This window comes from Flavobacterium terrae (genome assembly GCF_900142035.1).
Lineage (GTDB): Bacteria > Bacteroidota > Bacteroidia > Flavobacteriales > Flavobacteriaceae > Flavobacterium > Flavobacterium terrae.
Genome location: NZ_FQZI01000006.1, coordinates 70,998 through 94,030 on the forward strand (window position 1 = coordinate 70,998; position 23,033 = coordinate 94,030).

At 30.2% G+C, this 23,033-nt stretch carries 25 protein-coding genes; 14 read left to right on the forward strand and 11 right to left on the reverse strand.

All coding sequences use genetic code 11. The annotated features are described in order from the left end of the window. Window positions 1-121: 121 nt before the first annotated feature. The 3 genes from BUC09_RS13370 to BUC09_RS13380 all read left to right on the forward strand — a co-directional run bounded on the left by BUC09_RS13370 (window position 122) and on the right by BUC09_RS13380 (window position 2,847). Window positions 122-982 (forward strand): EamA family transporter, encoded by an 861-nt coding sequence (locus tag BUC09_RS13370; RefSeq protein WP_073312115.1) that lies wholly within the window; start codon window positions 122-124, stop codon window positions 980-982. A 70-nt stretch (window positions 983-1,052) separates the two neighbouring features. Further along, window positions 1,053-2,477 carry an L-serine ammonia-lyase gene (locus BUC09_RS13375; RefSeq protein WP_073312116.1) on the forward strand — a complete coding sequence of 475 codons (1,425 nt, stop codon included), beginning with the start codon at window positions 1,053-1,055 and terminating at the stop codon, window positions 2,475-2,477. 4 nt (window positions 2,478-2,481) lie between these two features. After that, window positions 2,482-2,847, forward strand: coding sequence for a ribosomal maturation YjgA family protein (locus BUC09_RS13380; RefSeq protein WP_073312117.1), 366 nt, complete (start codon window positions 2,482-2,484; stop codon window positions 2,845-2,847). Here the strand turns inward: BUC09_RS13380 and BUC09_RS13385 are convergent. Further along, window positions 2,844-3,278 carry a nuclear transport factor 2 family protein gene (locus BUC09_RS13385; RefSeq protein WP_073312172.1) on the reverse strand — a complete coding sequence of 145 codons (435 nt, stop codon included), beginning with the start codon at window positions 3,276-3,278 and terminating at the stop codon, window positions 2,844-2,846. The genes BUC09_RS13380 and BUC09_RS13385 overlap by 4 nt on opposite strands. Before the next feature lie 94 nt (window positions 3,279-3,372). Between BUC09_RS13385 and panB the strand changes: the two genes are divergently transcribed. Genes panB through BUC09_RS13410 form a run of 5 tightly spaced genes read left to right on the forward strand, consistent with a single transcriptional unit; the run spans window position 3,373 to window position 7,439 of the window. Continuing rightward, window positions 3,373-4,191 (forward strand): 3-methyl-2-oxobutanoate hydroxymethyltransferase, encoded by an 819-nt coding sequence (gene panB, locus BUC09_RS13390; RefSeq protein WP_073312118.1) that lies wholly within the window; start codon window positions 3,373-3,375, stop codon window positions 4,189-4,191. Then, window positions 4,178-4,669 (forward strand): GNAT family N-acetyltransferase, encoded by a 492-nt coding sequence (locus BUC09_RS13395; protein ID WP_159432954.1) that lies wholly within the window; start codon window positions 4,178-4,180, stop codon window positions 4,667-4,669. The genes panB and BUC09_RS13395 overlap by 14 nt, the downstream gene beginning before the upstream one ends. After that, window positions 4,659-5,360 (forward strand): RluA family pseudouridine synthase, encoded by a 702-nt coding sequence (locus BUC09_RS13400; protein ID WP_073312119.1) that lies wholly within the window; start codon window positions 4,659-4,661, stop codon window positions 5,358-5,360. Before BUC09_RS13395 ends, BUC09_RS13400 begins: the two co-directional genes overlap by 11 nt. 27 nt (window positions 5,361-5,387) lie before the next feature. Next, window positions 5,388-6,707, forward strand: a complete 1,320-nt coding sequence (locus tag BUC09_RS13405) for an aldehyde dehydrogenase (RefSeq protein ID WP_073312120.1) — start codon at window positions 5,388-5,390, stop codon at window positions 6,705-6,707. Window positions 6,708-6,716: 9 nt separating this feature from the next. Then, complete coding sequence (locus tag BUC09_RS13410) at window positions 6,717-7,439, forward strand: hypothetical protein (protein WP_073312121.1); 723 nt, start codon at window positions 6,717-6,719, stop codon at window positions 7,437-7,439. A gap of 60 nt (window positions 7,440-7,499) precedes the next feature. Here BUC09_RS13410 and BUC09_RS13415 read toward each other — a convergent pair whose 3' ends face one another. Together BUC09_RS13415 and BUC09_RS13420 are read right to left on the reverse strand one after the other, a co-directional pair. Further along, a complete protein-coding gene (locus tag BUC09_RS13415) occupies window positions 7,500-8,297 on the reverse strand; it encodes a hypothetical protein (protein WP_073312122.1) in 798 nt (265 codons plus the stop codon). Between the two features lie 233 nt (window positions 8,298-8,530). Next, window positions 8,531-9,409 carry a hypothetical protein gene (locus BUC09_RS13420; RefSeq protein WP_073312123.1) on the reverse strand — a complete coding sequence of 293 codons (879 nt, stop codon included), beginning with the start codon at window positions 9,407-9,409 and terminating at the stop codon, window positions 8,531-8,533. 100 nt (window positions 9,410-9,509) lie between these two features. Between BUC09_RS13420 and BUC09_RS13425 the strand changes: the two genes are divergently transcribed. After that, complete coding sequence (locus BUC09_RS13425) at window positions 9,510-10,544, forward strand: formimidoylglutamase (protein WP_073312174.1); 1,035 nt, start codon at window positions 9,510-9,512, stop codon at window positions 10,542-10,544. Between the two features lie 30 nt (window positions 10,545-10,574). Next, window positions 10,575-11,852 (forward strand): DEAD/DEAH box helicase, encoded by a 1,278-nt coding sequence (locus BUC09_RS13430; RefSeq protein WP_073312124.1) that lies wholly within the window; start codon window positions 10,575-10,577, stop codon window positions 11,850-11,852. 75 nt (window positions 11,853-11,927) lie between these two features. On the opposite strand, the gene BUC09_RS13435 is transcribed toward BUC09_RS13430, so the two are convergent. From BUC09_RS13435 to BUC09_RS13450, 4 genes are all read right to left on the reverse strand, one after another. After that, complete coding sequence (locus BUC09_RS13435) at window positions 11,928-12,425, reverse strand: CAP domain-containing protein (protein WP_073312125.1); 498 nt, start codon at window positions 12,423-12,425, stop codon at window positions 11,928-11,930. Window positions 12,426-12,573: 148 nt separating this feature from the next. After that, window positions 12,574-13,218, reverse strand: coding sequence for a pyridoxamine 5'-phosphate oxidase (gene pdxH, locus BUC09_RS13440; protein ID WP_073312126.1), 645 nt, complete (start codon window positions 13,216-13,218; stop codon window positions 12,574-12,576). Between the two features lie 17 nt (window positions 13,219-13,235). Next, the gene (locus tag BUC09_RS13445; protein WP_073312127.1) at window positions 13,236-14,141 is read right to left on the reverse strand and encodes a ribonuclease Z; all 906 of its coding nucleotides are present in this window, start codon (window positions 14,139-14,141) and stop codon (window positions 13,236-13,238) included. Next, on the reverse strand, window positions 14,141-15,316 hold the full coding sequence (locus BUC09_RS13450; RefSeq protein WP_073312128.1) for a proline dehydrogenase family protein: 1,176 nt from the start codon (window positions 15,314-15,316) through the stop codon (window positions 14,141-14,143). The genes BUC09_RS13445 and BUC09_RS13450 overlap by 1 nt, the downstream gene beginning before the upstream one ends. Before the next feature lie 99 nt (window positions 15,317-15,415). Between BUC09_RS13450 and aroB the strand changes: the two genes are divergently transcribed. The 4 genes from aroB (at window position 15,416) to BUC09_RS13470 (ending at window position 19,594) form a co-directional block, all read left to right on the forward strand. Then, window positions 15,416-16,483, forward strand: a complete 1,068-nt coding sequence (gene aroB, locus BUC09_RS13455; protein WP_073312129.1) for a 3-dehydroquinate synthase — start codon at window positions 15,416-15,418, stop codon at window positions 16,481-16,483. A gap of 289 nt (window positions 16,484-16,772) precedes the next feature. Continuing rightward, entirely contained in the window at window positions 16,773-18,173 is a 1,401-nt protein-coding gene (locus BUC09_RS13460; protein WP_073312130.1) for a type III PLP-dependent enzyme domain-containing protein, read from the forward strand. A gap of 31 nt (window positions 18,174-18,204) precedes the next feature. Then, window positions 18,205-19,179: a deoxyhypusine synthase family protein gene (locus tag BUC09_RS13465; protein WP_073312131.1), complete on the forward strand. Its 975-nt coding sequence runs from the start codon at window positions 18,205-18,207 to the stop codon at window positions 19,177-19,179. Between the two features lie 16 nt (window positions 19,180-19,195). After that, complete coding sequence (locus BUC09_RS13470; protein WP_073312132.1) at window positions 19,196-19,594, forward strand: DNA primase; 399 nt, start codon at window positions 19,196-19,198, stop codon at window positions 19,592-19,594. Window positions 19,595-19,654: 60 nt separating this feature from the next. On the opposite strand, the gene BUC09_RS13475 is transcribed toward BUC09_RS13470, so the two are convergent. The 4 genes from BUC09_RS13475 to BUC09_RS13490 form a co-directional block, all read right to left on the reverse strand. Then, window positions 19,655-19,987: a ribonuclease Z gene (locus tag BUC09_RS13475; RefSeq protein ID WP_073312133.1), complete on the reverse strand. Its 333-nt coding sequence runs from the start codon at window positions 19,985-19,987 to the stop codon at window positions 19,655-19,657. 111 nt (window positions 19,988-20,098) lie between these two features. Beyond that, window positions 20,099-21,028 carry an aspartate carbamoyltransferase catalytic subunit gene (locus BUC09_RS13480; RefSeq protein ID WP_073312134.1) on the reverse strand — a complete coding sequence of 310 codons (930 nt, stop codon included), beginning with the start codon at window positions 21,026-21,028 and terminating at the stop codon, window positions 20,099-20,101. Window position 21,029: 1 nt separating this feature from the next. After that, window positions 21,030-21,584, reverse strand: coding sequence for a bifunctional pyr operon transcriptional regulator/uracil phosphoribosyltransferase PyrR (gene pyrR, locus BUC09_RS13485; protein ID WP_073312135.1), 555 nt, complete (start codon window positions 21,582-21,584; stop codon window positions 21,030-21,032). A 77-nt stretch (window positions 21,585-21,661) separates the two neighbouring features. Continuing rightward, on the reverse strand, window positions 21,662-22,999 hold the full coding sequence (locus BUC09_RS13490) for a T9SS type A sorting domain-containing protein (RefSeq protein ID WP_073312136.1): 1,338 nt from the start codon (window positions 22,997-22,999) through the stop codon (window positions 21,662-21,664). Window positions 23,000-23,033: the final 34 nt, after the last annotated feature.

Consider the following 23,033-nt stretch of genomic DNA (forward strand, 5'->3'; position numbering starts at 1 on the left):
TTTATCCTAATCAAATTTTATAGTTCAAGGTGCTTGTTTTCTCGACATAATTTACTTGATATTATTATATTGATGAATTGACCTTTATCACCAGATTAGTATATTTGAATAAAATTTAAAAATGCATTTCCTATTATTAAGCATCATTTGCAGTGTATTTGTTGGTGTTTTACTCAAAGTTTCTCGTAAAAAAGAACTAAATATTTATCAAATTATTTCTTGGAATTACTTATTTGCTTTAGTCTCATTGCTAATATTTTACAATCCTCAATTAAACTTTAATTTTGATTTACCAACAGCAATCATAATAGTTAGTCTTATCATAATTTTACCTGTTGTATTTGTTTTTCAAGCAAATGCTATAAAGTATTCAGGAATCGTAAAAACAGATATTGCGCAACGTTTATCTTTATTTATCCCAATTAGTTTTGCATTATTTATTACCAAAGAAGTATTTAATTTACACAAAATCATTGGTTTAAGCATTGCTTTTATAGCTATCATTTTTACTTTTTATAAAAAACAACAAACAGAAAAAAAACAAAACAAATCCTATTTTCTTTTACTAACTCTCATTGGTTTTGGTGTTATTGATATATTATTTAAAAAAGTAGCTACTATTAGTAACCTTAAATTTACTGAGCTTTTATTAATTGTTTTTTGTGGCGCCTTTTTAGTGTCATTAATAATTTCAGCTTGGCAGTCAAGAAACAAAAAAGAAATTCTTTCTACTAAAAACTTATATTGGGGAATGTTTGTAGGTATTTTAAATTTTGGAAATATATCGTTTTATATAAAAGCTCATCAGTCATTATCGTCTAATCCATCAACAGTTTTTATTGGGATGAATATGGGAGTTATACTACTAGGAAGTTTGATTGGTATTTTATATTTCAAAGAAAAATTGACACAACTAAATTACATTGGACTTTTACTTGCTTTAATCTCAATAACTTTTATAGCTTATTCACAATTTAATTAGGTTTTAAAATTTTAATGTTTTTTTGTTAAGCACATAGAAACTATCTTTGCTTTGCTAAAACGATGTAGTTATGGAAGAATGTATTTCAGTATTTGATATGTTAAAAATTGGTGTTGGTCCATCAAGTTCTCATACACTTGGGCCTTGGCGTGCTGCCGAACGATTTTTAAATGAATTAAAAGAAGAAAACATTCTAAATAAAATCACTTCTGTAAAAGTCGATTTATATGGTTCCTTATCACTTACCGGAGTTGGTCACGCAACTGATTTAGCTGTTATGTTAGGACTAAGTGGTCAAGATCCAGAATATATACCAGTTCAAGATATTGAGGGTATTATAAAAGCAATAAAAACAAATCATAAACTAAAATTAGCGAATCTATTAAATATTAATTTTAATCCAGAAACAGACATTATTTTCAATAAAAACTTTCTTCCTTTCCATGCAAATGGGTTGACTTTTACTGCTTTCTATGATGAATCTCACTATGAATCTACATTTTATTCTATAGGAGGAGGATTTGTAGTTAAAGAAGAAAGAAGTAACGCTAAGGCCAATGAAATTATTAAATGTGCCTTTCCCTATCCTATAAATTTTGCTTCAGAATTATTGGAATACTGTCAAAATCAAAATAGAAAAATCTCTGAAATTGTTTATGATAATGAGAAATCTATTCGTACAGAACAAGAAATTGACAAAGAATTATTGAGAGTTTGGAATACTATGCTCGAGTGTATGTACATAGGCTGTCATAGTGAAGGTATTCTACCAGGAGGATTAAATGTTCGTCGTCGAGCGTTTGACATGCATCAAAATTTAATTGGCCTTGCCAATTATTCATCACCGCAAGAATGGTTAGAAACCATTCGAAAAACCGAAGTGAAATTCCGACAAATACTAAAATGGGTTTCGTGTTTTGCACTTGCTGTTAATGAAGTAAATGCATCACTAGGACGTGTAGTCACTGCTCCAACTAATGGAAGCGCTGGTGTAATTCCGGCTGTTTTGATGTATTATATGGTTATCGAAAATCACCAAGCCAATGAAGAGCAAGTAAAGCAGTTTTTGATGGTTGCTGGTGAAATAGGCTCAATTTTCAAAAAAGGAGCAACTATTTCAGCTGCTATGGGCGGATGCCAAGCAGAAATTGGCGTGTCATCAGCAATGGCCGCAGGAGCGTTATGTGAAGTAATGGGTGGAACACCAGAACAAGTTTTAATGGCTGCAGAAATTGCTATGGAACACCATTTAGGTTTGACTTGTGACCCAATTGGCGGATTAGTCCAAATTCCTTGTATTGAAAGAAATACTATGGGTGCAATAAAAGCTATTAACGCAGCAGAATTGGCAATTGAAACAGACCCAAAAAATGCAAAAGTCCCTTTAGATAAGGTCGTTAATACTATGTGGCAAACAGCAAAAGACATGAACAATAAATACAAAGAAACTTCCGAAGGAGGTCTCGCTGTAGCTGTTAATATGGCTGATTGTTAATCAAATGTCACTAAAGGTAAATTACAATTATTTATTAGTTGCCTTTCTAGTTATCTTTCTTGGAATCATATCAAGAAAAACAAGCTTTATTCCATTATTTATTGGAGATATTCTATATGCAATAATGATTTATTGTATGGTTGAATTTTTCATTTGGTCCAAAAATAATACCCTAAAATTTATTTTCCCATTATCAATTTGCTTCATAATTGAATTATCACAATTAATTGATTTAAATTGGTTAAACGCACTCAGACATACCGCTTTAGGTTATTATATCTTGGGTCAAGGATTTTTATATAGTGATTTGCTTTGTTATACTGTTGGAATTCTAATTGCTTTTACTGTTGATGCCAATAGAAAAGGTTAAATTCTCCTTCTTGTATCTATAATGTGAACAATTTTCCATTGACCATTCTCTTTAAATAAAGTAAATGAATTTACACCACTGTGACTTAATTTACCATCAATATAAAACTCGTAGGGTGTCCAAGCATGTGCCATAGAACCATCAATTTGGACTTTATATCCTAAAATTCTTTCTTCAAATTTTAAGTCTTTAGGAAATGTAGCAAATGATTTGATGAATTCTGATGCTTTTTCTTCCTCAAGCTTTGTGCCTTTTTTGCCCTCCATTATAGATTGTAAAAGCATTCTATCATGGCACACCGATTTTATTTTTGTGGTATCCTTTGCATGGAAACCTTCAAAAAAAGTTTTAATTGTATTTTCAACCTCTTGATTTTGTGCATTGCTATAAAAGGGAAGCAATATCAGCAAATAAATGATTAATTTTTTCATAGTTTTTTGATTTTTAATCGTTTGACGAAAACTTAAGTATTTTGTTACAAAACCATTCTTTTTAGTAATTTTACAATTCCTAAACATTCAAATTATGTCAACAGCTAAAAGTGATTACAAAAGAGTTACCACAAAATCATTAATTGATATGAAAGCCAAAGGTGAAAAAATTTCTATGCTAACTGCATACGATTTCACCATGGCAAAAATTGTTGACTCGGCTGGAGTTGATGTAATCCTTGTGGGTGATTCTGCTAGTAATGTAATGGCGGGCCACGAGACTACTCTACCTATTACACTTGACCAAATGATTTATCATGCTTCATCTGTAGTAAGAGCAGCAGAAAGAGCTTTAGTTGTAGTTGATTTACCTTTTGGTTCGTATCAATCAGATTCTAAAGAGGCGTTACGTTCAGCCATTCGTGTTATGAAAGAAAGTGGTGGACATGCTGTTAAATTAGAAGGTGGAAAAGAAATTAAAGAATCTATCAAAAAAATACTTCAGGCTGGAATTCCAGTAATGGGACATTTAGGGTTAACACCTCAATCAATTTATAAATTTGGAACCTATACTGTTCGTGCCAAAGAAGATGCAGAAGCTGAAAAATTAATCGAAGATGCTCAATTATTAGAGCGAATTGGTTGTTTTGCTTTAGTACTTGAAAAAATTCCTGCAGCTTTAGCAAAAAAAGTTGCTGAAAGTATTTCTATTCCGGTTATTGGAATTGGTGCTGGAAATGGAGTTGACGGACAAGTATTAGTGCTACACGACATGATAGGTATGACTCACGAATTTAGTCCACGTTTTTTACGTCGTTACATGAATTTATATGAAGATATGACTAAAGCTATAGGACAATATGTTTCTGATGTAAAAGCAGTCGATTTCCCTAATGCCAATGAGCAATATTAAAATTGATACCGAAAGAGTTTTTTCAAAACCTCTTGACATTTTAGACTACGAATTCATCTATAAATTACTTAATACAGAAGGATGGAAACGTTTCATAGGTGATAGAAATATTCACTCAAATGAAGAAGCTAAGTTGTATATAGATAAAATTGAAAAGGCTGAAAACATTAAATATTTTGTAATTACTGAGAAAAAAACTCACAAGAAAATTGGCTTATTTACAATCATAAAAAGAGAGTTTTTAAATCATCCTGATATTGGATTTGCTTTTTTACCAGAGTTTAACGGAAAAGGATTTGCTTATGAGACTTCAAAGGCTTTCATGGAAATTTTATCTAAAGAACATTCTGGACTTTCTGCAATTACAAATTTAGACAATGTAAATTCTATTAAACTTCTTAAAAAATTGGGTTTAAAATTCAAAGAAGTGATTAATGAAAATGATGAACAATTAAACCTTTTTGAAATTGAGTTCTAATACTAAAATTATTTCGACAAAAGATAATCTTCAAGTTTTACATGAAGACAATCATATAATTATAATCAATAAACGTGTTGGTGACATTGTACAAGGAGATAAAACTGGAGACAAACCTTTATCTGATATTGTAAAAGAATACATTAAGGCTAAATACAATAAACCTGGTGATGTTTTTTTAGGTGTGGTACATCGATTAGACAGACCAACTACAGGAGTTGTAGTTTTTGCTAGAACCAGCAAAGCTCTTGAGAGGCTTAACAAAATGTTTAGTGAACGAGAAACTCAAAAAACATATTGGGCAGTTGTGAAAAACAAACCACCAAAACAGGAAGATAATCTGGTACATTTCTTAAAAAGAAATGAGAAGAACAATACTTCAAAAGCTCATTTAAAAGAAATTCCAGACAGTAAAAAAGCGAGTTTAGATTATAAAATTATCGCTGAACTCAAAAATTACTTTGCGCTAGAAATCAATTTACACACGGGTCGTCATCATCAAATTAGAAGTCAATTATCAGCAATTGGTTCTCCAATAAAAGGGGATTTAAAATATGGTTTTGATCGAAGTAATCCTGATGGAGGTATACATCTTCATGCCAGAAAACTTAAATTTATTCACCCTGTCTCTAAAGAAAATATCGAAATCGTTGCTCCAGTGCCCGAAGATGTAATTTGGAAATCAATATAATTTTTATCTTTAGAAAAAAATAATACAATGTATTCAGTATCCGAAAGAAAAATAGCCCTGCAAAAGCTTTTAAAGAATATCATTATTCATGAAGATGAAATTCTAGACGCTTTGTACAAAGATTTTAAAAAACCAAGATTCGAAGGAGTTATTTCTGAAACATCCTATGTCGTTAATGATTTAAAATATACGCTGAAGAATCTATCTTCATGGTCAAAACCCAAAAGAGTCTTTCCTTCACTTTTAAATTTTCCTTCTACTGATAAAATTTACAGTGAACCTTACGGACGAGTATTGATTATTTCTCCTTGGAATTATCCTTTTCAATTGGCTTTTTCTCCACTTATTGCTGCGATTGCTGCAGGAAACAGTGTTACTTTAAAACCATCAGAGCTAACTCCCTATACATCGGCAATTGTTTCTAAAATTGTTCGTGAATCATTTGATGTAAAACAAGCATTAGTTGTAACTGGTGATTATACCATTGCTCAGGATTTATTACAGAAAAGATGGGATTATATCTTCTTCACCGGAAGTGTTCCAGTTGGGAAAATTGTCGCAAAAGCTGCTGCTGAACATTTAACTCCTGTAACATTAGAATTAGGAGGTAAAAGCCCTTGTATAATTGATGAAACAGCCAATTTACCTTTAGCAGCAAAACGAATCATTTGGGGAAAACTATTCAATGCTGGTCAAACCTGTATTGCGCCTGATTATATTTTGGTTCATTACCGAATGAAGAAAAAATTGATTCCGTTATTGATTCAAGAAATCGAAAATGCTTTAGGAAAAAATCCAGAACAATCAGAAGATTTTGCTCGAATTGTGAATCTAAAAAACTGGAGACGTCAAGTAGCATTAATTGAAAACCAGTTTGTTTTATATGGAGGTCAGCATAATGAAGAAAATTTATATGTTGCCCCTACTCTATTAGATGAACCTATGCCTGAAAGCGCTGTGATGCAAGAGGAGATTTTTGGACCAATACTTCCAATAGTAACTTATGAAAACAAAGCCGACTTACATAAAATAATATCGAGATACGAAAAACCACTTTCATTATATATTTTCTCTGATGATAAAGCCTTTCAAAACGAAATTTTAAATAAATACTCTTTTGGTGGAGGTTGTATCAATGACACTTTGACTCATTTTGCAAATAAAAATTTACCTTTTGGAGGTGTTGGACACAGCGGAATAGGTGCTTACCATGGTAAATTAGGTTTTGATACTTTTTCACATAAAAAATCGGTTGTAAAAAAAGCAAACTGGCTAGATGTTCCATTGCGTTACGCTCCTTATAAAGGAAAATTAAATATGATTAAACGAATTTTGAACTGGATATAAGTAAATAATATGGAAGAAATAAAAAAAGTTGATATCGGAAATACACTAAACGAAACTTTCGAGTTATTTAAAAAAACATTTTTAACAGCTGGACTGGCTTTTGGACTTCTAATGATATTGGTTATTGGTATGGCAATGGTTGGAATTCAATTTTTTGTAGGTTTTGACAACCTTCCAGAATTAGCAAAAAAAATTGATCCAAAAACAATGGATTTAAAAGCATCCATAATTTATTATTTTGTGGTTTTATTATTTTCAATACTAATAGCTCCTTTTAATGCGGGTATTTTAAAAATCATGGATAATGCAGACAAAGATGAAGAAATATCTACATCAAATATTTTTACCTATGTAAATAGCAAACATTACTTAGACATAATATTTGCAACATTTATAAATGTTTCTCTTTCTTTTATTATCAATTTTGGTTTACAATCTATCTTAGCAAATAATCTTATTTTGTCATCGCTTATTCCAACTTTAATATCAGTAGTAATTAGTGTATTTTTATTTTTAGTTATTCCTTTTATAATTTTTGATGAGCTAGATACGATTAAAGCAATCAATAAAAGTTTACAAACTTGTTCAAAAAACTTTTTCCCTATACTATTACTTATTATTATATCTGTGATTTTAGGTTATGTAGGTATAATAGCGTTTTGTTTTGGGATAATTTTCACTTTCCCAATTTATTATGCAACACAATATTGCATTTACAAAGCTGTAAAATAAAAAAAAGTGCGAAGGATATATCTTCATATTCTTCGCACTTCAAACCTAACCTAACCAAATTCATTCTAATTCGAATGAAGTTTTTATTACTAACTCTTTCTCATCAAAAATATATACTCTATATATACCTTTGTTAAGATCGTAAGTTTGTATGTCTGCTTTGACATCAATATCTTTATCAATATACATAACTGTCAATAAGTCGCTGTATTCTAAAGTCATGCTCCCAAAATCTTTACGTTCTTTTTTACCAACAATATTATTATTACTATCAACGATTTGTATGTAATAATTTTTATCTGTTGCTAATGAAATCTTACTTCCATTAACCGTGAAGGCCACTTGAATAACATCAGTACTTTTTGCTTTTTCTGTTTCTTTAAATTTACCATTACTTGATTCTTTTAAAAAATTCAATTTCACATTTGAAATCCAGACTTTAGAAGCTTTTTTAATGGTATTCTTTAAAATTCCATAGTATTCATTAGCATTCTCAATTACAGATAAAACACTATCTCTTTCTTTTCGCAAAAAGTTATTTTCTTCTTCTAAATATTCTTGTTGAGCTTTTAAAGATGCTACTTCATTTTTTAAACATTCTATTTCGGTTGCACTAGTTCTGGATTGAAAAGCAACACTTCTTTTTATCTCTTTACTATTTTTTTTATTATTTGTCTCATTAACAAATAATTCATTTGAAGCCATTTTCACTTCTTTTGCATTTAATACAGAAGCATTTTTCTTTTCTTGTTGAATATCAGCTATAAATTTAAAAGTAAAACTTAGGCAACTAAATATAATTATGGCAACAACTATACGACTCACATTTGATACTGTATTTTGAAAAACTGTTTTCATAATAATAATTTTATGCCTCTAATTTTACTTACTCAAATTTAACTGCATGCTAATTATGAACACAAAAAAATCGTTGTTTATCAAATAAAATCGTTATTCTGATATGTGGTTTATTTTAGATTATTTTTCTCTAACTAAATTCAGTTAGATGCAAACAAAGTCTTTGTAATCCAAGTCTTACACAATAAAAAAAGGCCTCAAAATGAGGCCTTAGAAATTTGATACTATAGTAATTATCTTAGATTAAAACTAGTTTTTGAAACTAGTTCAGATTTATCAAAAATGTTTACAAAATAAGTTCCTGCTTGAACATTATCTACTGGTAAATCTTTTTCAACTTTTACTGTTTTGTTTTCATACTTAACAGTTGCAATAAAACTATAGGTAAGTGCTTTTTCACCAAATGTTTCCATTTTCTTTTCACCTACAACATTATTTTTACTATCAATTACTTGAACATAATACATTTTATCACCTGACTTGGCAATTTGATTTTCAGCAATCATAAAACTAATTTTAAGAACATCGGCACGACTTGCTTTGTCTGTCTCAATTTGTTTTCCTGAACTTCTTTGTTTTAAAGCTGTTGATTGAAGATTTAACACAGTTAATTTAGAACCTTTTTCTACTGTTTTTGCTAAATAATCATTTTGTGATACCAAAGTATCATTTACTCTTCTAGCATCAGTTAAAACAACATTAGTACTATCAATTCTGGTTACTAGTGATTTATTTTCACTTTTAAGAACTTCAACCTCTTTCATTAATCTTGCAATACTTCCTCTTAATTTTAAGGCCTCTTCTTTATATTTGGCCATTGCTTTAACATCTCCTTGAGATTTTTCTATATCAGCCATTAATTTTTGTACTCTATCTCTTTCTGCAACTAATTCTTCAGACAAAGACGAATTTGAAGAAATTGCTGATTCTAAAGAGTCTTTTGCAATAGCAAGATCTTTAAGCACTGCATCTTTTTCAGTAATTAATACTTCTTCAACTTGCTTAGAATCAGAAGTTAATTTATACATATAAATTAAACTACCTATTAATAATAATGATAAAATAGCAATTATTGCTTTAAGTCCAGAATTGTTACTGTTTTGGGCACTCATCTTTTTTGGTGTTGGTTAATTTTAATTTGTTATACAATTATAGTTGTATAACGCAAGTTTCGATAAAAATAGTATTTTTGGCTTACAGAAAAAACAAAAAATGGAAAATTTAGTTCGCTTTAAGCAATCTGATTTAGCTAAAATCACCAACTTTAGAAACGGTGAAGTAAAGTTTGGTGAAAAAATGTATGTTGTTCCTAAAGATGAAGATGTTTCCAATTTTATACTTAACTGTGAAGCAAAATATGTCATTTTAGGTATTCCAGAAGATGTAGGTATTCGTGCTAATTTAGGGCGTCCAGGAGCTGAAAGTGCATGGAAAAGTGCTATTCAAAGTATTGCCAATATTCAACATAATAGATTTTGCAAAGGAAACTCTATTTTAGTTTTAGGACAGGTAGATGTGTCACAAGAAATTGAAAAAGCTAGTACTTTAAATGAAAATGATCCAGAAGAAAGAAAAAAGCTTTTTAAAATCGTTGAACAAATAGATAAAGAAGTTTCTCATATTATTTTTTCAATTGTTAAAGCTGGTAAAATTCCAATTATAATTGGTGGTGGTCATAACAATGCTTACGGAAATATAAAAGGAACAGCTCTTGCAAAGAGTAAGCCTATTAGTGCTGTAAATTTTGATGCACATTCTGATTTTAGAATTCTGGAAGGAAGACATAGCGGAAATGGATTTTCTTATGCCTATGAAGAAGGCTTTTTAAAAAACTATTTTGTTTTTGGCTTACACGAAAGTTATACCTCTAAAAGTGTGCTAGACAGTCTTAAAAAAATTAGTGATCGAGTACGTTACAATACCTATGACGAAATTAAAATTAGACAAGAAAAAAGATTTTATCAGGAAATGACTAATGCTCTTGAGCATGTAAAATACGACTCTTTTGGTCTTGAAATCGATTTAGATTCTGTACCCAATATTGCATCGAGTGCCATGACCTTAAGTGGATTCTCTGTAGAAGAGCTTCGCATCTTTGTAAATCATTTTGGTGCACATAAAAATGTTGCTTATCTACACATTTGTGAAGGAGCACCTTCACTTGGAGAAGAAAAAAACAATCACTTAATTGGAAAACTTATAGGATATTTAGTAACTGACTTTATTAAAGCCAACTCACCCAAATAAATTAATCTATCTTTGCATAAAAGTTTTTATATGCAATTTGAAGATCTTTCTATTTCCAAAAGTGTTTTATTAGCATTAACCGAAGAAGGTTATACTATTCCTACTCCTATACAAGAACAAGCAATACCAATTATTCTTGATGGGAAAGATCTAGTGGGTTGTGCCCAAACAGGAACAGGTAAAACTGCTGCTTTTGCAATACCTATATTAAGTCATTTGCATCCAGTAGTAAGTAAATCTGCAAAAGGGAAAAAAATTAGAACTCTTATTGTAACTCCTACTAGAGAACTCGCTATTCAAATTGGTGAAAGTTTTGATACTTATGGAAAGTACTTAAATACAAAACAGTTAACTATTTTTGGTGGTGTATCGCAAGTTCCTCAAGTAGATGAACTTAAAAAAGGTGTTGATATATTAGTAACCACACCAGGAAGGCTACTAGACCTTCATAAACAAGGTTTTATTGATTTAGATCATTTATACCATTTAGTATTAGATGAAGCCGATCAAATGTTTGATATGGGCTTTATAAACGATGTAAAAAAGATTATTAAGCTAACACCTACTGATAGACAAACATTACTGTTTTCGGCAACAATGCCAATTGCAATTCGTGAACTAGCTGAACAATTTCTAAAAAATCCTGAAACTGTTCAAGTAACACCTGTTTCATCAACAACAGAAATGGTACAGCAACGTATTTATTTTGTAGATAAACCCGAAAAAAAACAGCTTTTATTACATGTTTTAAGAGAAGATGAATTAAAAAACGTTCTTATATTCTCAAGAACAAAACATGGAGCTGATAATATAGTTAAATCTCTTAAAAAGAATAATTTTAGTGCCGAAGCCATTCATGGTGACAAATCACAAAGTGCTCGTCAAAGAGTTTTAAATGCTTTTAAAGATAAAGAAATAGATATTTTAGTTGCTACAGATGTAGCTGCAAGAGGTATTGATATCGAACAACTTCCCTATGTTATCAATTTTGATTTACCTAATATACCTGAAACTTATGTTCATAGAATAGGTAGAACAGGTCGAGCTGGAAATAATGGAATTGCAATTTCTTTCTGTGGAAAAGATGAAGAAGTTTATTGGAAAGATATTATTAAACTAACAAGATCAACTTTTAAAGTTATAGAAGATCATCCGTTTCCTTGGCAAGGTAAAGTACCATCAACAACAAAAGATAAAAAACCAACAGAAAATTCTGCACCTAAAAAGAATAATAGAAGTGGTAAAAGTAAATCTAACAATTCGAGAAAGTCAGAAAATTCAAAAAAGAAAAAGAAACGTTGGTACTAACTAAATGATGAAAAAGTGCCGAAATTGGGGATTTACGGCACTTTTTACAATCAAATAAACAAACTAAAAAACTAACTATTTTTTCACAAATATGTTGGTATAGTATTTTTCTCCTGCAGAATTAGTTCTAATTGAAATTCCAAAATGAGTAAAATCACCTTCAATATTTGCTCGGTGTCCTTCGCTATTTAACCATGCATTAACAACACTTTGCGAAGTTGAATATTTGTAAGCAATATTTTCGCTTACATTTTTTGCAGATAATGCACTCATTATACTTGAGTATCTTTCTGCAAAATTATTATGATTCACTGAATTAGTAGAAATCATATAATTTGTATGTTCTTCTGATTTAACAGAAACGTAATCTATTTTTTGTAACTTAACTAAACCTTTACCTTCTCTATAGTTATTGATAAGATTTAAAACTTCATCTTCATCAGTTCTGTACGAATAATTTGCATTTACACTTACTGTATCTTTTGGTTCCTCAGACACTGAATCTTTTGAACAAGAAAATAAAGAAATTGATAATAACCCAATTAAAGCAATTTTAGCAAAAGTCTTTTTCATAATCAATAATAGTTTGTGTGTGTGTGTTACTTATGTCATTTTGATTTCTCATTCTGACATGGCAACATTACAAACTTTATCGATAAAACACCAAAAAAAATCGATGAAATGTACTTTTTTTGTATTTTACTGAAAAAAATCTTACATTTTAAGAAGACAATCTTTCAATTTTCCAGCTTTGATCACTTTGAAGTTGGTATCTAATTCGGTCATGAAGACGGTTAGGACGACCTTGCCAAAATTCAACTTCTTGGGGTTCAACAATGTAACCTCCCCAAAATTTTGGTCTTAAAATTTCTTTACCAGATAATTCGTCTTCTAATTGTTTTAATTTATTGTCTAAATATTCTCTGGAAGGAATTACTTCACTTTGATTTGATACAATTGCACCAAGTTTACTTCCATTAGGTCTAGAATCAAAATAATTATCGGATATATTATCAGCAACTTTAACAGCTTTTCCTTTTATAATGATTTGTCTTTCCATAGAATGCCAAAAAAAAGACAAACAAACGTTAGGGTTTGCTTCTATAGCTTTACCTTTTTCAGAATTATAATTGGTATAAAAAATAAAACCTTCGTAAGAAAACTGTTTTAATAAAACTACACGTGCTTTAGGGAAACCATCTAGTCCAATTGTTGAAACAGTCATGGCATTTACTTCGTCTACACCACCAAAATCCTTAACTTCAAAAAACCATTTATTGAATAAATTAATTGGATCTTCGGGAAGATTCGTTTCTAATAATTCACTTTTATCATATGATTTTCTGTAATCACTTAAATCTTCCATAATAAATAGTTTAGAGATTAAAACTGAAAAGTAACTCCGTCATTAGAAAGCTGTGTTTGCTCAAAAATAGTTTGTGCTTCATCTTTAAATGACTCTATTGATTCATATCGAGTTGAATAATGCCCTAAAAGCAATTGTTTTACATTTGCTTGTTTAGCAATTTTTGCAGCTTGTTTAGCAGTTGAATGCATTGTCTTTTCAGCAAGAACTTCTTCAGATTCTAAAAAAGTAGACTCATGATATAAAACATCTACCCCATTTATGATTTCTACAATATCTTCATTGTAAACAGTATCAGAGCAAAAAGCATAACTTTTAGGTGCAGGAGGATCAAAGGTTAATAATTCGTTCGGTATTATTTTTCCATTGTCTAAAGTGATGTCTTTACCATTTTTTATATTTTGGTAATAACAAGTTTCTATTTGATATTCTTGAACTGCAGCAACATTAAGCTTTCGCTCTTTTGGTTTTTCCTGAAATAAATATCCGTTTGTATATATACGATGCTTTAAAGGAATAGTTTTCACAATCACTTTATCATCTTCGAAAACAACCTCAGATTGATTAGAAGACAATTCTACGAAGTTAAGCTCATATTGAGGCCAAGAATTTGACAATTTAAGTTGTAACTTAATTATTTCTTTTACACCTACGGGGCCATATACAGTTAACGGATTGTTTCTATTCAATAAATTAAAAGTCGAGATAAGTCCAATTAATCCATAAAAATGATCTCCATGAAGATGAGAAATAAATATATGATTAATGGCAGAGAATTTTACTTTATTCTTGCGCAGCTGAACTTGTGTCCCTTCACCACAATCAATTAAAAACAAGCGATTGCTAATTTCTAATACTTGTGATGTTGGATTAGTAAAAGTTCTTGGTGTTGCTGCATAGCATCCTAAAATGGTTAAATTCATTAGTTTTTACCCTTTCTTCTATCTCTTTCTCTTTTAATTAGAGTTAATTCTCTACTTGTTTGTCCAGCCACTGAAGTATTTTCTTCTGCTCTACGAATTAAATAAGGCATAACATCTTTAACAGGTCCAAAAGGAAGATATTTGGCAACATTGTATCCTTCGGCAGCAAGGTTGAAACTGATATTGTCACTCATACCATATAATTGCCCAAACCAAACTCTAAAGTCATTTTTTGCAATTCCGTTGTGTGACATTAATTCTATAAGCTTATATGAACTGTTTTCATTATGAGTTCCTGCAAAAATTGCCATAGTTTCAATGTGCTCCATCATATAAGTTACAGCGTCATCAAAATTATAATCTGTGGCTTGTTTTGAAGGACAAATAGGAGATTTGTATCCTCTTTCTTCCGCACGTTTATTTTCCTTTTCCATGTAAGCTCCACGAACCAATTTCATACCAATATGAAAACCTTCTTGTTGCGCTTGTGCATGTAGCTTTTTCAAATAATCTAAACGATCCCAACGATACATTTGTAATGTATTATAAACAATTGCTTTCTCTTTATTATACTTACGCATCATATCAGCGACTAAATCATCGGCTGCATCTTGCATCCAACTTTCTTCACCGTCAATTAAAAGGGCGATATCATTTTCATGAGCCGCTTTACAAACTCTATCAAAACGTTCCACTACTCTATTCCATTCTATTTGCTCAGCTTCATTCAGAGTTTTACCTTCTCCCAACTTTTCATACAATTCAAAACGACCAAAACCTGTTGGTTTGAAAACAGCAAAAGGAATCGCTTTTTTCTCTTTGGCAAAATTGATGATCTTTAATGTTTTATTCATTGCATCATCAAAAGCAGACTCATCTTCTTTTCCTTCTACAGAATAGTCTAATACTGACGAAACTCCACCTACATTATACATTTTATCCACTACAGGAATACAATCATCTTCAGATACACCTCCGCAAAAATGATCAAAAACCGTTGCACGAATTAAACCTTCTACTGGCAAGTGAGCTTTCAAAGCAAAATTTGTAACTGCAGTTCCAATTTTAACCAAAGGTTCAGAATCAATCAATTTAAAAAGAAAATAAGCTCTTTCTAATTCGGTATCACTTTTTAAAGAAAAAGCATTTTGTGTATTATCAAATATTTTATTCATTGTGTATTACGTAAATGTTATGCAAATATAAAACACCACGCTATTTTATTATAGTATTTTTACTTTATTTTGTACAACATTTTAATACATGTTTGTGAAATGAAATCGATTCAGGCCAATAATTATACAATACACATTAATAAAGAAAGTTACACCTATTTAAACAATTACTTAAAAGAAAATAATTTTTCTAAAATTTTCTTTATTGCTGATGAGAATACAAACGAATTATGTTTACCTAAAATTTTACCTTTAATAGAGACTGAAGTTCCCTTTGAAATAATTGAACTTGAAGCTGGCGAAGAAAACAAAACCATAGAAACATGCACACAGGTCTGGAAAGTTTTAATTGAACTTGGTGCCGATAGAAAAAGTTTGATTATCAATATAGGTGGTGGAGTTATTACAGATATGGGTGGGTTTATTGCTTCAACTTACAAAAGAGGAATTCCTTTTATAAATATTCCTACTACACTATTATCAATGGTAGATGCATCTGTAGGAGGAAAAAATGGAGTCGATTTAGACGGATTAAAAAACCAAATAGGAACTATTACAAATCCTGCAATGGTAATTATTGATTCGACTTTCCTTGAAACATTATCACAAAGAGAAATGAAATCAGGTTTAGCAGAAATGTTAAAACATGGCTTAATCGCCAAAAAAACTCACTGGGAAAAATTTAAAGAATTAGCTGAGATTGATTTTGATAGTTTTGATGAATTAATTGCAGAGTCGGTTGAAATTAAAAATAATATTGTCACTCAAGATCCAACAGAAAATGGAATAAGAAAGGCTTTAAATTTTGGTCATACATTAGGACATGCCATTGAAACTTTATTTTTAGAAAATCCAGAAAAAGAAAACCTACTTCATGGAGAAGCCATCGCTGCAGGTATGATTTTAGAAAGTTATATCTCTTTAAAAAAAGGATTAATATCTAATGAAGAATACTCAGAAATTAAAAGTTATTTACTATCAATTTATGAACCAATAACTTTCGAAGAAAATGACAAATTTGACATTATAAATTTACTAATTCATGACAAAAAAAATGAGTACGGTAAGGTTCAGTTTGCTCTACTAAATGGAATAGGAAATATAAGCCTAAATCAAACTACTGACAACGAGTTAATTATGAATTCTTTTAAAGATTATAACGGTTAAACTTTTTTTGAAAATTTGTTTTTATATCAGAAATATAATTTTTTAAATTTGCCCACATGTTTAGACACTACAAGAGAAATATAAATTACTTCTTCCAAGAATCCTTTTTTGAAGTATTCAATACTAACTTAAAAGCAATAAAGCTTAAAAAGTGTTTGACTAATGGACTCTTTGCTGGTAGCAAAAAAAATCATAACGAGTTAGAAATAGAATTTGCAAATATTAGAGTTTGAAAAAAAAATGTGTTAATTTTTTTTACTAATTTTAATTACAAATTACTGATAACTAAATGAATACAAAATATTACGACCTAATTAATCAAACTTTTTACTTCCCTCAAGAAGAGTTCTCACTTAACAAGGACCATTTACAATTTCATGGCATTGATCTTATGAAATTAGTTGAAGAATATGGAACTCCGTTAAAATTTACTTATTTACCAAAGATTTCAGAAAATATTAATAAAGCCAAAATGTGGTTTCGTAATGCTATGGAAAAGCAAGGTTACGAAGCAAAATATTTTTACTGTTATTGTACTAAAAGTTCTCACTTTGAATTTATTTTAAACGAAGCTTTAAAAAACAACATTCATATTGAAACATCCTCTGCTTTTGACATCAACATTGTTGAGAACTTAATGGAGCAAGGAAAAATAAATAAAAATACGTTTGTAGTTTGTAATGGATTTAAACGTGGCGCCTACATTACAAACATCGCTCGATTAATCAACAACGGCCATAAAAACACTATTCCTGTAATTGATAATTTTGAAGAATTAGATTTACTTGAAGAAGAAATCGACGGAAAATTTAAAATTGGAATTCGTATTGCAGCCGAAGAAGACCCTAAGTTTGAGTTCTATACATCTCGTTTAGGTATTGGTTACAAAGACATTGTTCCTTTCTACAGAAAAAACATTCAAGAAAATAAAAAAGTAGAACTAAAAATGCTTCACTTTTTTATAAATGCCGGAATTAGAGATACTGCATACTATTGGAATGAGCTTCTAAAATGTATGAAGGTTTACATTAATCTTAAAAAAGAGTGTCCTTCATTAGATAGCTTGAATATTGGTGGTGGTTTCCCTATCAAAAACTCATTAGCATTTGATTACGATTATCAATATATGGTAGAAGAGATTTTGAATCAAATCAAAATCGCATGTGATGAAGCTGAAGTTCCTGTTCCTCATATTTTCACTGAATTTGGATCATATACTGTTGGTGAATCTGGTGGAGCTATTTTTCAGGTTTTATACCAAAAAAAGCAAAATGATCGTGAAAACTGGAATATGATAGACTCGTCATTCATTACAACTCTTCCAGACACTTGGGCAATCAATAAACGATTTGTTATGCTTGCTGTAAATCGTTGGAATGATACCTATGAAAGAGTTCTTTTAGGAGGATTAACTTGTGATGGTGACGATTATTACAACTCAGAGCAGCACATGAATGCCATTTATCTACCTAAATACAATAAAGAAAAACCTTTATATATTGGTTTCTTCAATACTGGTGCTTATCAAGAAACAATTGGTGGACACGGAGGGTTACACCACTGTATTTTACCACAACCTAAACACATCTTGATAGATAAAGATAAAAATGGAATTTTTGCTCACGAAGTTTTTTCTGAGGAGCAAAATGCAGAACAAATTTTAGAGATATTAGGATACAATAAAAAATAATAACTTGCTATATTAGCAAAAAACAAACAAAATGAGCAAAGGACCAATTAGTCAATTTATTGAAAAGCATTACCTTCATTTCAATGCTGCAGCTTTAGTAGATGCTGCAAAAGGATATGAAGAGCATTTATTGGATAACGGAAAAATGATGATTACTTTGGCTGGTGCAATGAGTACTGCTGAATTAGGAAAATCATTAGCTGAAATGATTCGTCAAGATAAAGTACATATTATTTCATGTACTGGTGCTAATTTAGAAGAAGACATTATGAACCTTGTAGCTCATAATTCATACAAAAGAGTACCTAACTATCGTGATTTATCTCCACAAGAAGAATGGGATTTATTAGAAAACCATTATAATCGTGTAACAGATACTTGTATCCCTGAAGAAGAAGCTTTCCGTCGTTTACAACAACATTTATTCGATATTTGGAATAATGCTGATTCAAAAGGAGAAAGATATTTTCCTCATGAATTTATGTACCAAATGATTAATACTGGAGTATTACAACAATACTACGAAATTGATCCAAAAGATTCATGGATGGTTGCTGCTGCTGAAAAGAATTTACCAATTGTTGTTCCTGGATGGGAAGATAGTACAATGGGTAATATTTTTGCTTCATACTGTATCAAAGGAGAATTCAAAGCTACAACTATGAAAAGTGGTGTTGAGTACATGATGTGGCTTGCTGATTGGTATAAAGATAATTGTTCAGGAAAAGGAATTGGATTCTTCCAAATTGGTGGAGGTATCGCTGGAGACTTCCCTATTTGCGTTGTACCAATGCTTTATCAAGATATGGAAATGCACGACGTTCCTTTTTGGGCATATTTCTGTCAGATTTCAGATTCAACAACAAGTTACGGATCTTATTCGGGAGCAGTTCCTAATGAGAAAATCACTTGGGGTAAATTAGATATAACTACCCCAAAATTTATTGTAGAATCTGATGCAACTATCGTTGCACCTCTTATATTTGCATACGTTTTAGGACAATAATTAGAATACCCCATATATGAAAAGAGTTATAGTTGATTATTCAAAATTAACAAGCGAAATTTTAAACCTATTAGTAGAAAAGTTTCCTGATGGTTACGATGATTCAGATATTATCCGTTTCAAGAATGCTAAAAACGAAACTATTGAAGCTGTTGAAGTAAAAACTGAAGATACTATTTATCTTGTAAAAGTTAGTACTAAACTGGCTGATAGAATCGAAAACTATGATGAAGACGATGATATCGAAAATGGAGGAGATGATACGTTAGACGCATTAAAAGAATTAGAAATTGATTCTAATGATGATGACGATGATGAAAAAACTTCTAAAGAAGAGGATGTTGATGACGACGAAGATGATGAAGACGAAGATTCTGATGGAGGTAGTGACGATGATGAAGACGAAGACGAATAAATCATAATAAAAAAGGAACTCAATTGAGTTCCTTTTTTTATTGTCATATATTTTAAAAAATTAAAATCCTAAATCACGTTCAATCTCTTCCATCTCAATTAAATCATGTGCTTCTAAAACAGTAGGAACAACATGCAAAGAAACCAGAACATCATTAAAATCAATTCCTTCAGCAACAATTACAAAAGATTTTTTTTCCTTTTTAAATTTTTTAGCCAAATCAACAAAGTTTTTAATCGACTTTATATCTACGGATGTATCATGAGAAATATCCAAAATAACATTGGTTTCTTTGTAAGTCTGAAATTGATTGCTTACTTTTTCTAGAAATGTTAATGAATCACCCTCAGTATCTTTTATTATAGTTGTATGTCCTTTATGATCAACTTTCATTGTATATTATTTCATTCTCGTATGCTAATTTAAACAGAATTTAAATCTAAACAAACAGTTTGTTTATTTATTCTATAATCTTAAATCTGAAAAATGATTTATTGGAACTAATTATTGTTTAATCTTAGATGCCAATAAATAGATAACTGCCATACGAACAGCCACACCATTTTCAACTTGGTTCAAAATAACTGATTGTTTAGAATCTGCAACATCACTTGTGATCTCTACTCCTCTATTTATAGGTCCGGGATGCATCACAACTATTTCTTTATTCAAAGAATCTAAAAGCTCTTTATCAAGTCCATATTGCATTGCATATTCTCTTGTAGAAGGGAAGTAACTAATATCTAACCTCTCATTTTGAACCCTTAGCATGTTTGCTACATCACACCATTCTAACGCTTTTCGTAAATTAGGTTCTACTTCTACTCCAAGTTCTCTGATGTATCTTGGAATTAATGTATTTGGCCCACAAACCTTAACTTGCGCTCCTAATTTTTGTAAAGAATAAATATTTGAAAGCGCTACTCTTGAATGAAGAATATCCCCTACTATAACTACTTTTTTTCCAGCAACATCACCTAATTTTTCACGAATAGTATAAGCATCTAATAAAGCTTGTGTTGGATGTTCATGAGCTCCATCTCCGGCATTTACAATACTTGCATTAACATTTTTTGAAAGAAAAACAGCTGCTCCTGGAGATGAATGACGCATTACTACCATATCAACTTTCATCGAAAGAATATTATTTACAGTATCTATTAGCGTTTCACCTTTAGTAACCGAAGAACTTGATGCAGCAAAATTAACCACATCAGCCGAAAGTCTTTTTTGAGCTAATTCAAACGAAAGTTTTGTTCTTGTACTGTTTTCAAAAAATATATTGGCAATAGTAATATCTCTAAGTGAAGGAACTTTTTTTATGGGACGATTAATAACTTCTTTAAAATGATCTGCGGTTTCAAAAATCAGTTGAATATCTTCTTCTGTAATGTATTTAATTCCTAGTAAATGATTTACACTTAATTCTTTCATTTTATTTTGCTATTAATTCTACTGAGTCCTCACCTTGTTCACTGAGCGGTGCCGAAGTATCCTTCCATTTTACCACTACTTTTTCGTTATTGATAGCATCTACTTGTCGGCCACGATAATCTGGCTGAATAGGTAAATGACGACTAAAACGTCTATCAATAAGTACCAGTAGTTCTACTTCTTTTGGTCTACCAAAAGATTGTATTGCCGAAAGTGCTGCATTAATACTTCTTCCCGTATAAAGCACATCATCAATAAAAATGACTTTCTTGTTTTCTACTAAGAAATCGATTTGGGTCTTGTTTGCTTCCAGAGTTTCTCCACGGCGAAAATCATCTCTAAAAAAAGTAATATCCAAAAAGCCTAAAGCAATTTCTGATACTTGATATTCTTCTTGTAAAATTTGTTTTAATCGAGAAGCTAATTGTGTACCACGAGGCTGAATACCTATTAAAACCGTGTTACTAAAATCAAGGTGATTTTCTATTAATTGACAAGCCAAACGATGAAGTATAATATTGACTTCTGTAGCTGTGAGCAAAGTTTTTTGACTCATTGTAGTTAGTTGTGTTTGGAGTGTAAAATTAAGGATTTTTTTTGATAAAAAAAGTCCCGATTAAATCGGGACTAAAATTATTGTTTTATAAACTTTGTATTTGAGGTTCCTTTATCAGAATTTATTTTGATAAAATAATTCCCTGAACTCAAATTTGAAACATCAACAGTTTTTATGTTTTGTGGATTTGAAATTATCAAAATTAACTTCCCAAAAGTATTATAGATGTTTATTGAATTAATTTTTTCGTTCTCATTCGTTACAATTTTTAAAATATCACTAACAGGATTAGGATACATTTTAACTAATCCAATTGAACAGGTAGAGTTGATTTGACAATTAAAATAATTAAGTGTATTTAAAATATATTGAACATCCTCTATTTCTGAATCATCAGCACAAATAAAAACAAGATTTGGGTTATTATTCAAGAAAGGCAATTGAAACCTACCATTTTTCATGTACAACGAAGTGAGTTGATTATTATAACAATAAATATTGTCTAGGCTAACAAGATCATCTAGATTTAAACTTGTAAGTAAGTTATCATTAACATATAAATCAGAAAGATTAACTAATCCATCAAGATTAATACTTGTCAATTCATTATTACTACAAATAATTACTTCAAGATTTGTTAAACCATTACAATTTAAACTAGTTAACCTGTTATCATGACATTCTAATCGTATAAGATTATTTAAACCCGTTATATCAACACTTGTCAGTTGACTATTATTGTTAAAATAAAAATGTTGAAGATTAACTAAACCGCTAACATTTAAGGTAGTCAATTCTACATTATTAGAACAATATAAGTATTTTAGATTACTTAACCCATTTACGCTCAAATTTGTCAATTGACTATTGTAATCACAAGATAAATTGATTAGATTGGCTAAACCAGTAAGATTTAAATTCGTAAATTGATTATTACTACAAATCATATGAGTAATACTTATCAATCCACTGAAATCTATGTTAATCAATTGATTGTTATTACATAACAAATGAGTTAAATGAATTAAACCACTAACATTTAAATTATTTAAATAATTTGTATCGCATCTTAAATATTCTAAATTTATCAGATTTATCAAATCCAAACTTGTCAACTGATTATTCTGACATTCCAAATGTTTAAGATTAGTAAAGTTCGCAATCCCATTAAGTGATAAAATCCCAGCTGCATCAACCTTCAAGTAACTAACTTCTAGAGCCTCACTTAATTGAATTTCACCATCATTATTTACATCGATTTTAAAATAAGAACCACTTAAATTCTTGGCGATGTAATAATTTGGACTTGCTGCCAACAACTTAGCTTTAAAATTAGCATCTGGAATATTAATTATTTGGGCATTAACATCTGTAAAAAGGCATAAAGCCAATACTAAAAAGTAGATTTTTTTCATTTGGGAAAATTTAGTGGTGCAAAAGTAACAAAAA

Bases quoted from the DNA above. Each gene is read 5' to 3' on its own strand.
- BUC09_RS13375 (WP_073312116.1), top strand. From the start codon at position 1,053: ATGGAAGAATGTATTTCAGTATTTGATATGTTAAAAATTGGTGTTGGT.
- pdxH (WP_073312126.1), bottom strand. From the start codon at position 13,218: ATGGAAGATTTAAGTGATTACAGAAAATCATATGATAAAAGTGAATTA.
- aroB (WP_073312129.1), top strand. From the start codon at position 15,416: ATGAAATCGATTCAGGCCAATAATTATACAATACACATTAATAAAGAA.
- BUC09_RS13415 (WP_073312122.1), bottom strand. From the start codon at position 8,297: ATGAAAACAGTTTTTCAAAATACAGTATCAAATGTGAGTCGTATAGTT.
- BUC09_RS13460 (WP_073312130.1), top strand. From the start codon at position 16,773: ATGAATACAAAATATTACGACCTAATTAATCAAACTTTTTACTTCCCT.
- BUC09_RS13450 (WP_073312128.1), bottom strand. From the start codon at position 15,316: ATGAATAAAATATTTGATAATACACAAAATGCTTTTTCTTTAAAAAGT.
- BUC09_RS13380 (WP_073312117.1), top strand. From the start codon at position 2,482: ATGTCACTAAAGGTAAATTACAATTATTTATTAGTTGCCTTTCTAGTT.
- BUC09_RS13420 (WP_073312123.1), bottom strand. From the start codon at position 9,409: ATGAGTGCCCAAAACAGTAACAATTCTGGACTTAAAGCAATAATTGCT.
- BUC09_RS13445 (WP_073312127.1), bottom strand. From the start codon at position 14,141: ATGAATTTAACCATTTTAGGATGCTATGCAGCAACACCAAGAACTTTT.
- BUC09_RS13410 (WP_073312121.1), top strand. From the start codon at position 6,717: ATGGAAGAAATAAAAAAAGTTGATATCGGAAATACACTAAACGAAACT.
- BUC09_RS13370 (WP_073312115.1), top strand. From the start codon at position 122: ATGCATTTCCTATTATTAAGCATCATTTGCAGTGTATTTGTTGGTGTT.
- BUC09_RS13480 (WP_073312134.1), bottom strand. From the start codon at position 21,028: ATGAAAGAATTAAGTGTAAATCATTTACTAGGAATTAAATACATTACA.
- BUC09_RS13430 (WP_073312124.1), top strand. From the start codon at position 10,575: ATGCAATTTGAAGATCTTTCTATTTCCAAAAGTGTTTTATTAGCATTA.
- BUC09_RS13490 (WP_073312136.1), bottom strand. From the start codon at position 22,999: ATGAAAAAAATCTACTTTTTAGTATTGGCTTTATGCCTTTTTACAGAT.
- BUC09_RS13385 (WP_073312172.1), bottom strand. From the start codon at position 3,278: ATGAAAAAATTAATCATTTATTTGCTGATATTGCTTCCCTTTTATAGC.
- BUC09_RS13475 (WP_073312133.1), bottom strand. From the start codon at position 19,987: ATGAAAGTTGATCATAAAGGACATACAACTATAATAAAAGATACTGAG.
- BUC09_RS13465 (WP_073312131.1), top strand. From the start codon at position 18,205: ATGAGCAAAGGACCAATTAGTCAATTTATTGAAAAGCATTACCTTCAT.
- panB (WP_073312118.1), top strand. From the start codon at position 3,373: ATGTCAACAGCTAAAAGTGATTACAAAAGAGTTACCACAAAATCATTA.
- BUC09_RS13405 (WP_073312120.1), top strand. From the start codon at position 5,388: ATGTATTCAGTATCCGAAAGAAAAATAGCCCTGCAAAAGCTTTTAAAG.
- BUC09_RS13470 (WP_073312132.1), top strand. From the start codon at position 19,196: ATGAAAAGAGTTATAGTTGATTATTCAAAATTAACAAGCGAAATTTTA.
- BUC09_RS13435 (WP_073312125.1), bottom strand. From the start codon at position 12,425: ATGAAAAAGACTTTTGCTAAAATTGCTTTAATTGGGTTATTATCAATT.
- BUC09_RS13425 (WP_073312174.1), top strand. From the start codon at position 9,510: ATGGAAAATTTAGTTCGCTTTAAGCAATCTGATTTAGCTAAAATCACC.
- BUC09_RS13395 (WP_159432954.1), top strand. From the start codon at position 4,178: ATGAGCAATATTAAAATTGATACCGAAAGAGTTTTTTCAAAACCTCTT.
- pyrR (WP_073312135.1), bottom strand. From the start codon at position 21,584: ATGAGTCAAAAAACTTTGCTCACAGCTACAGAAGTCAATATTATACTT.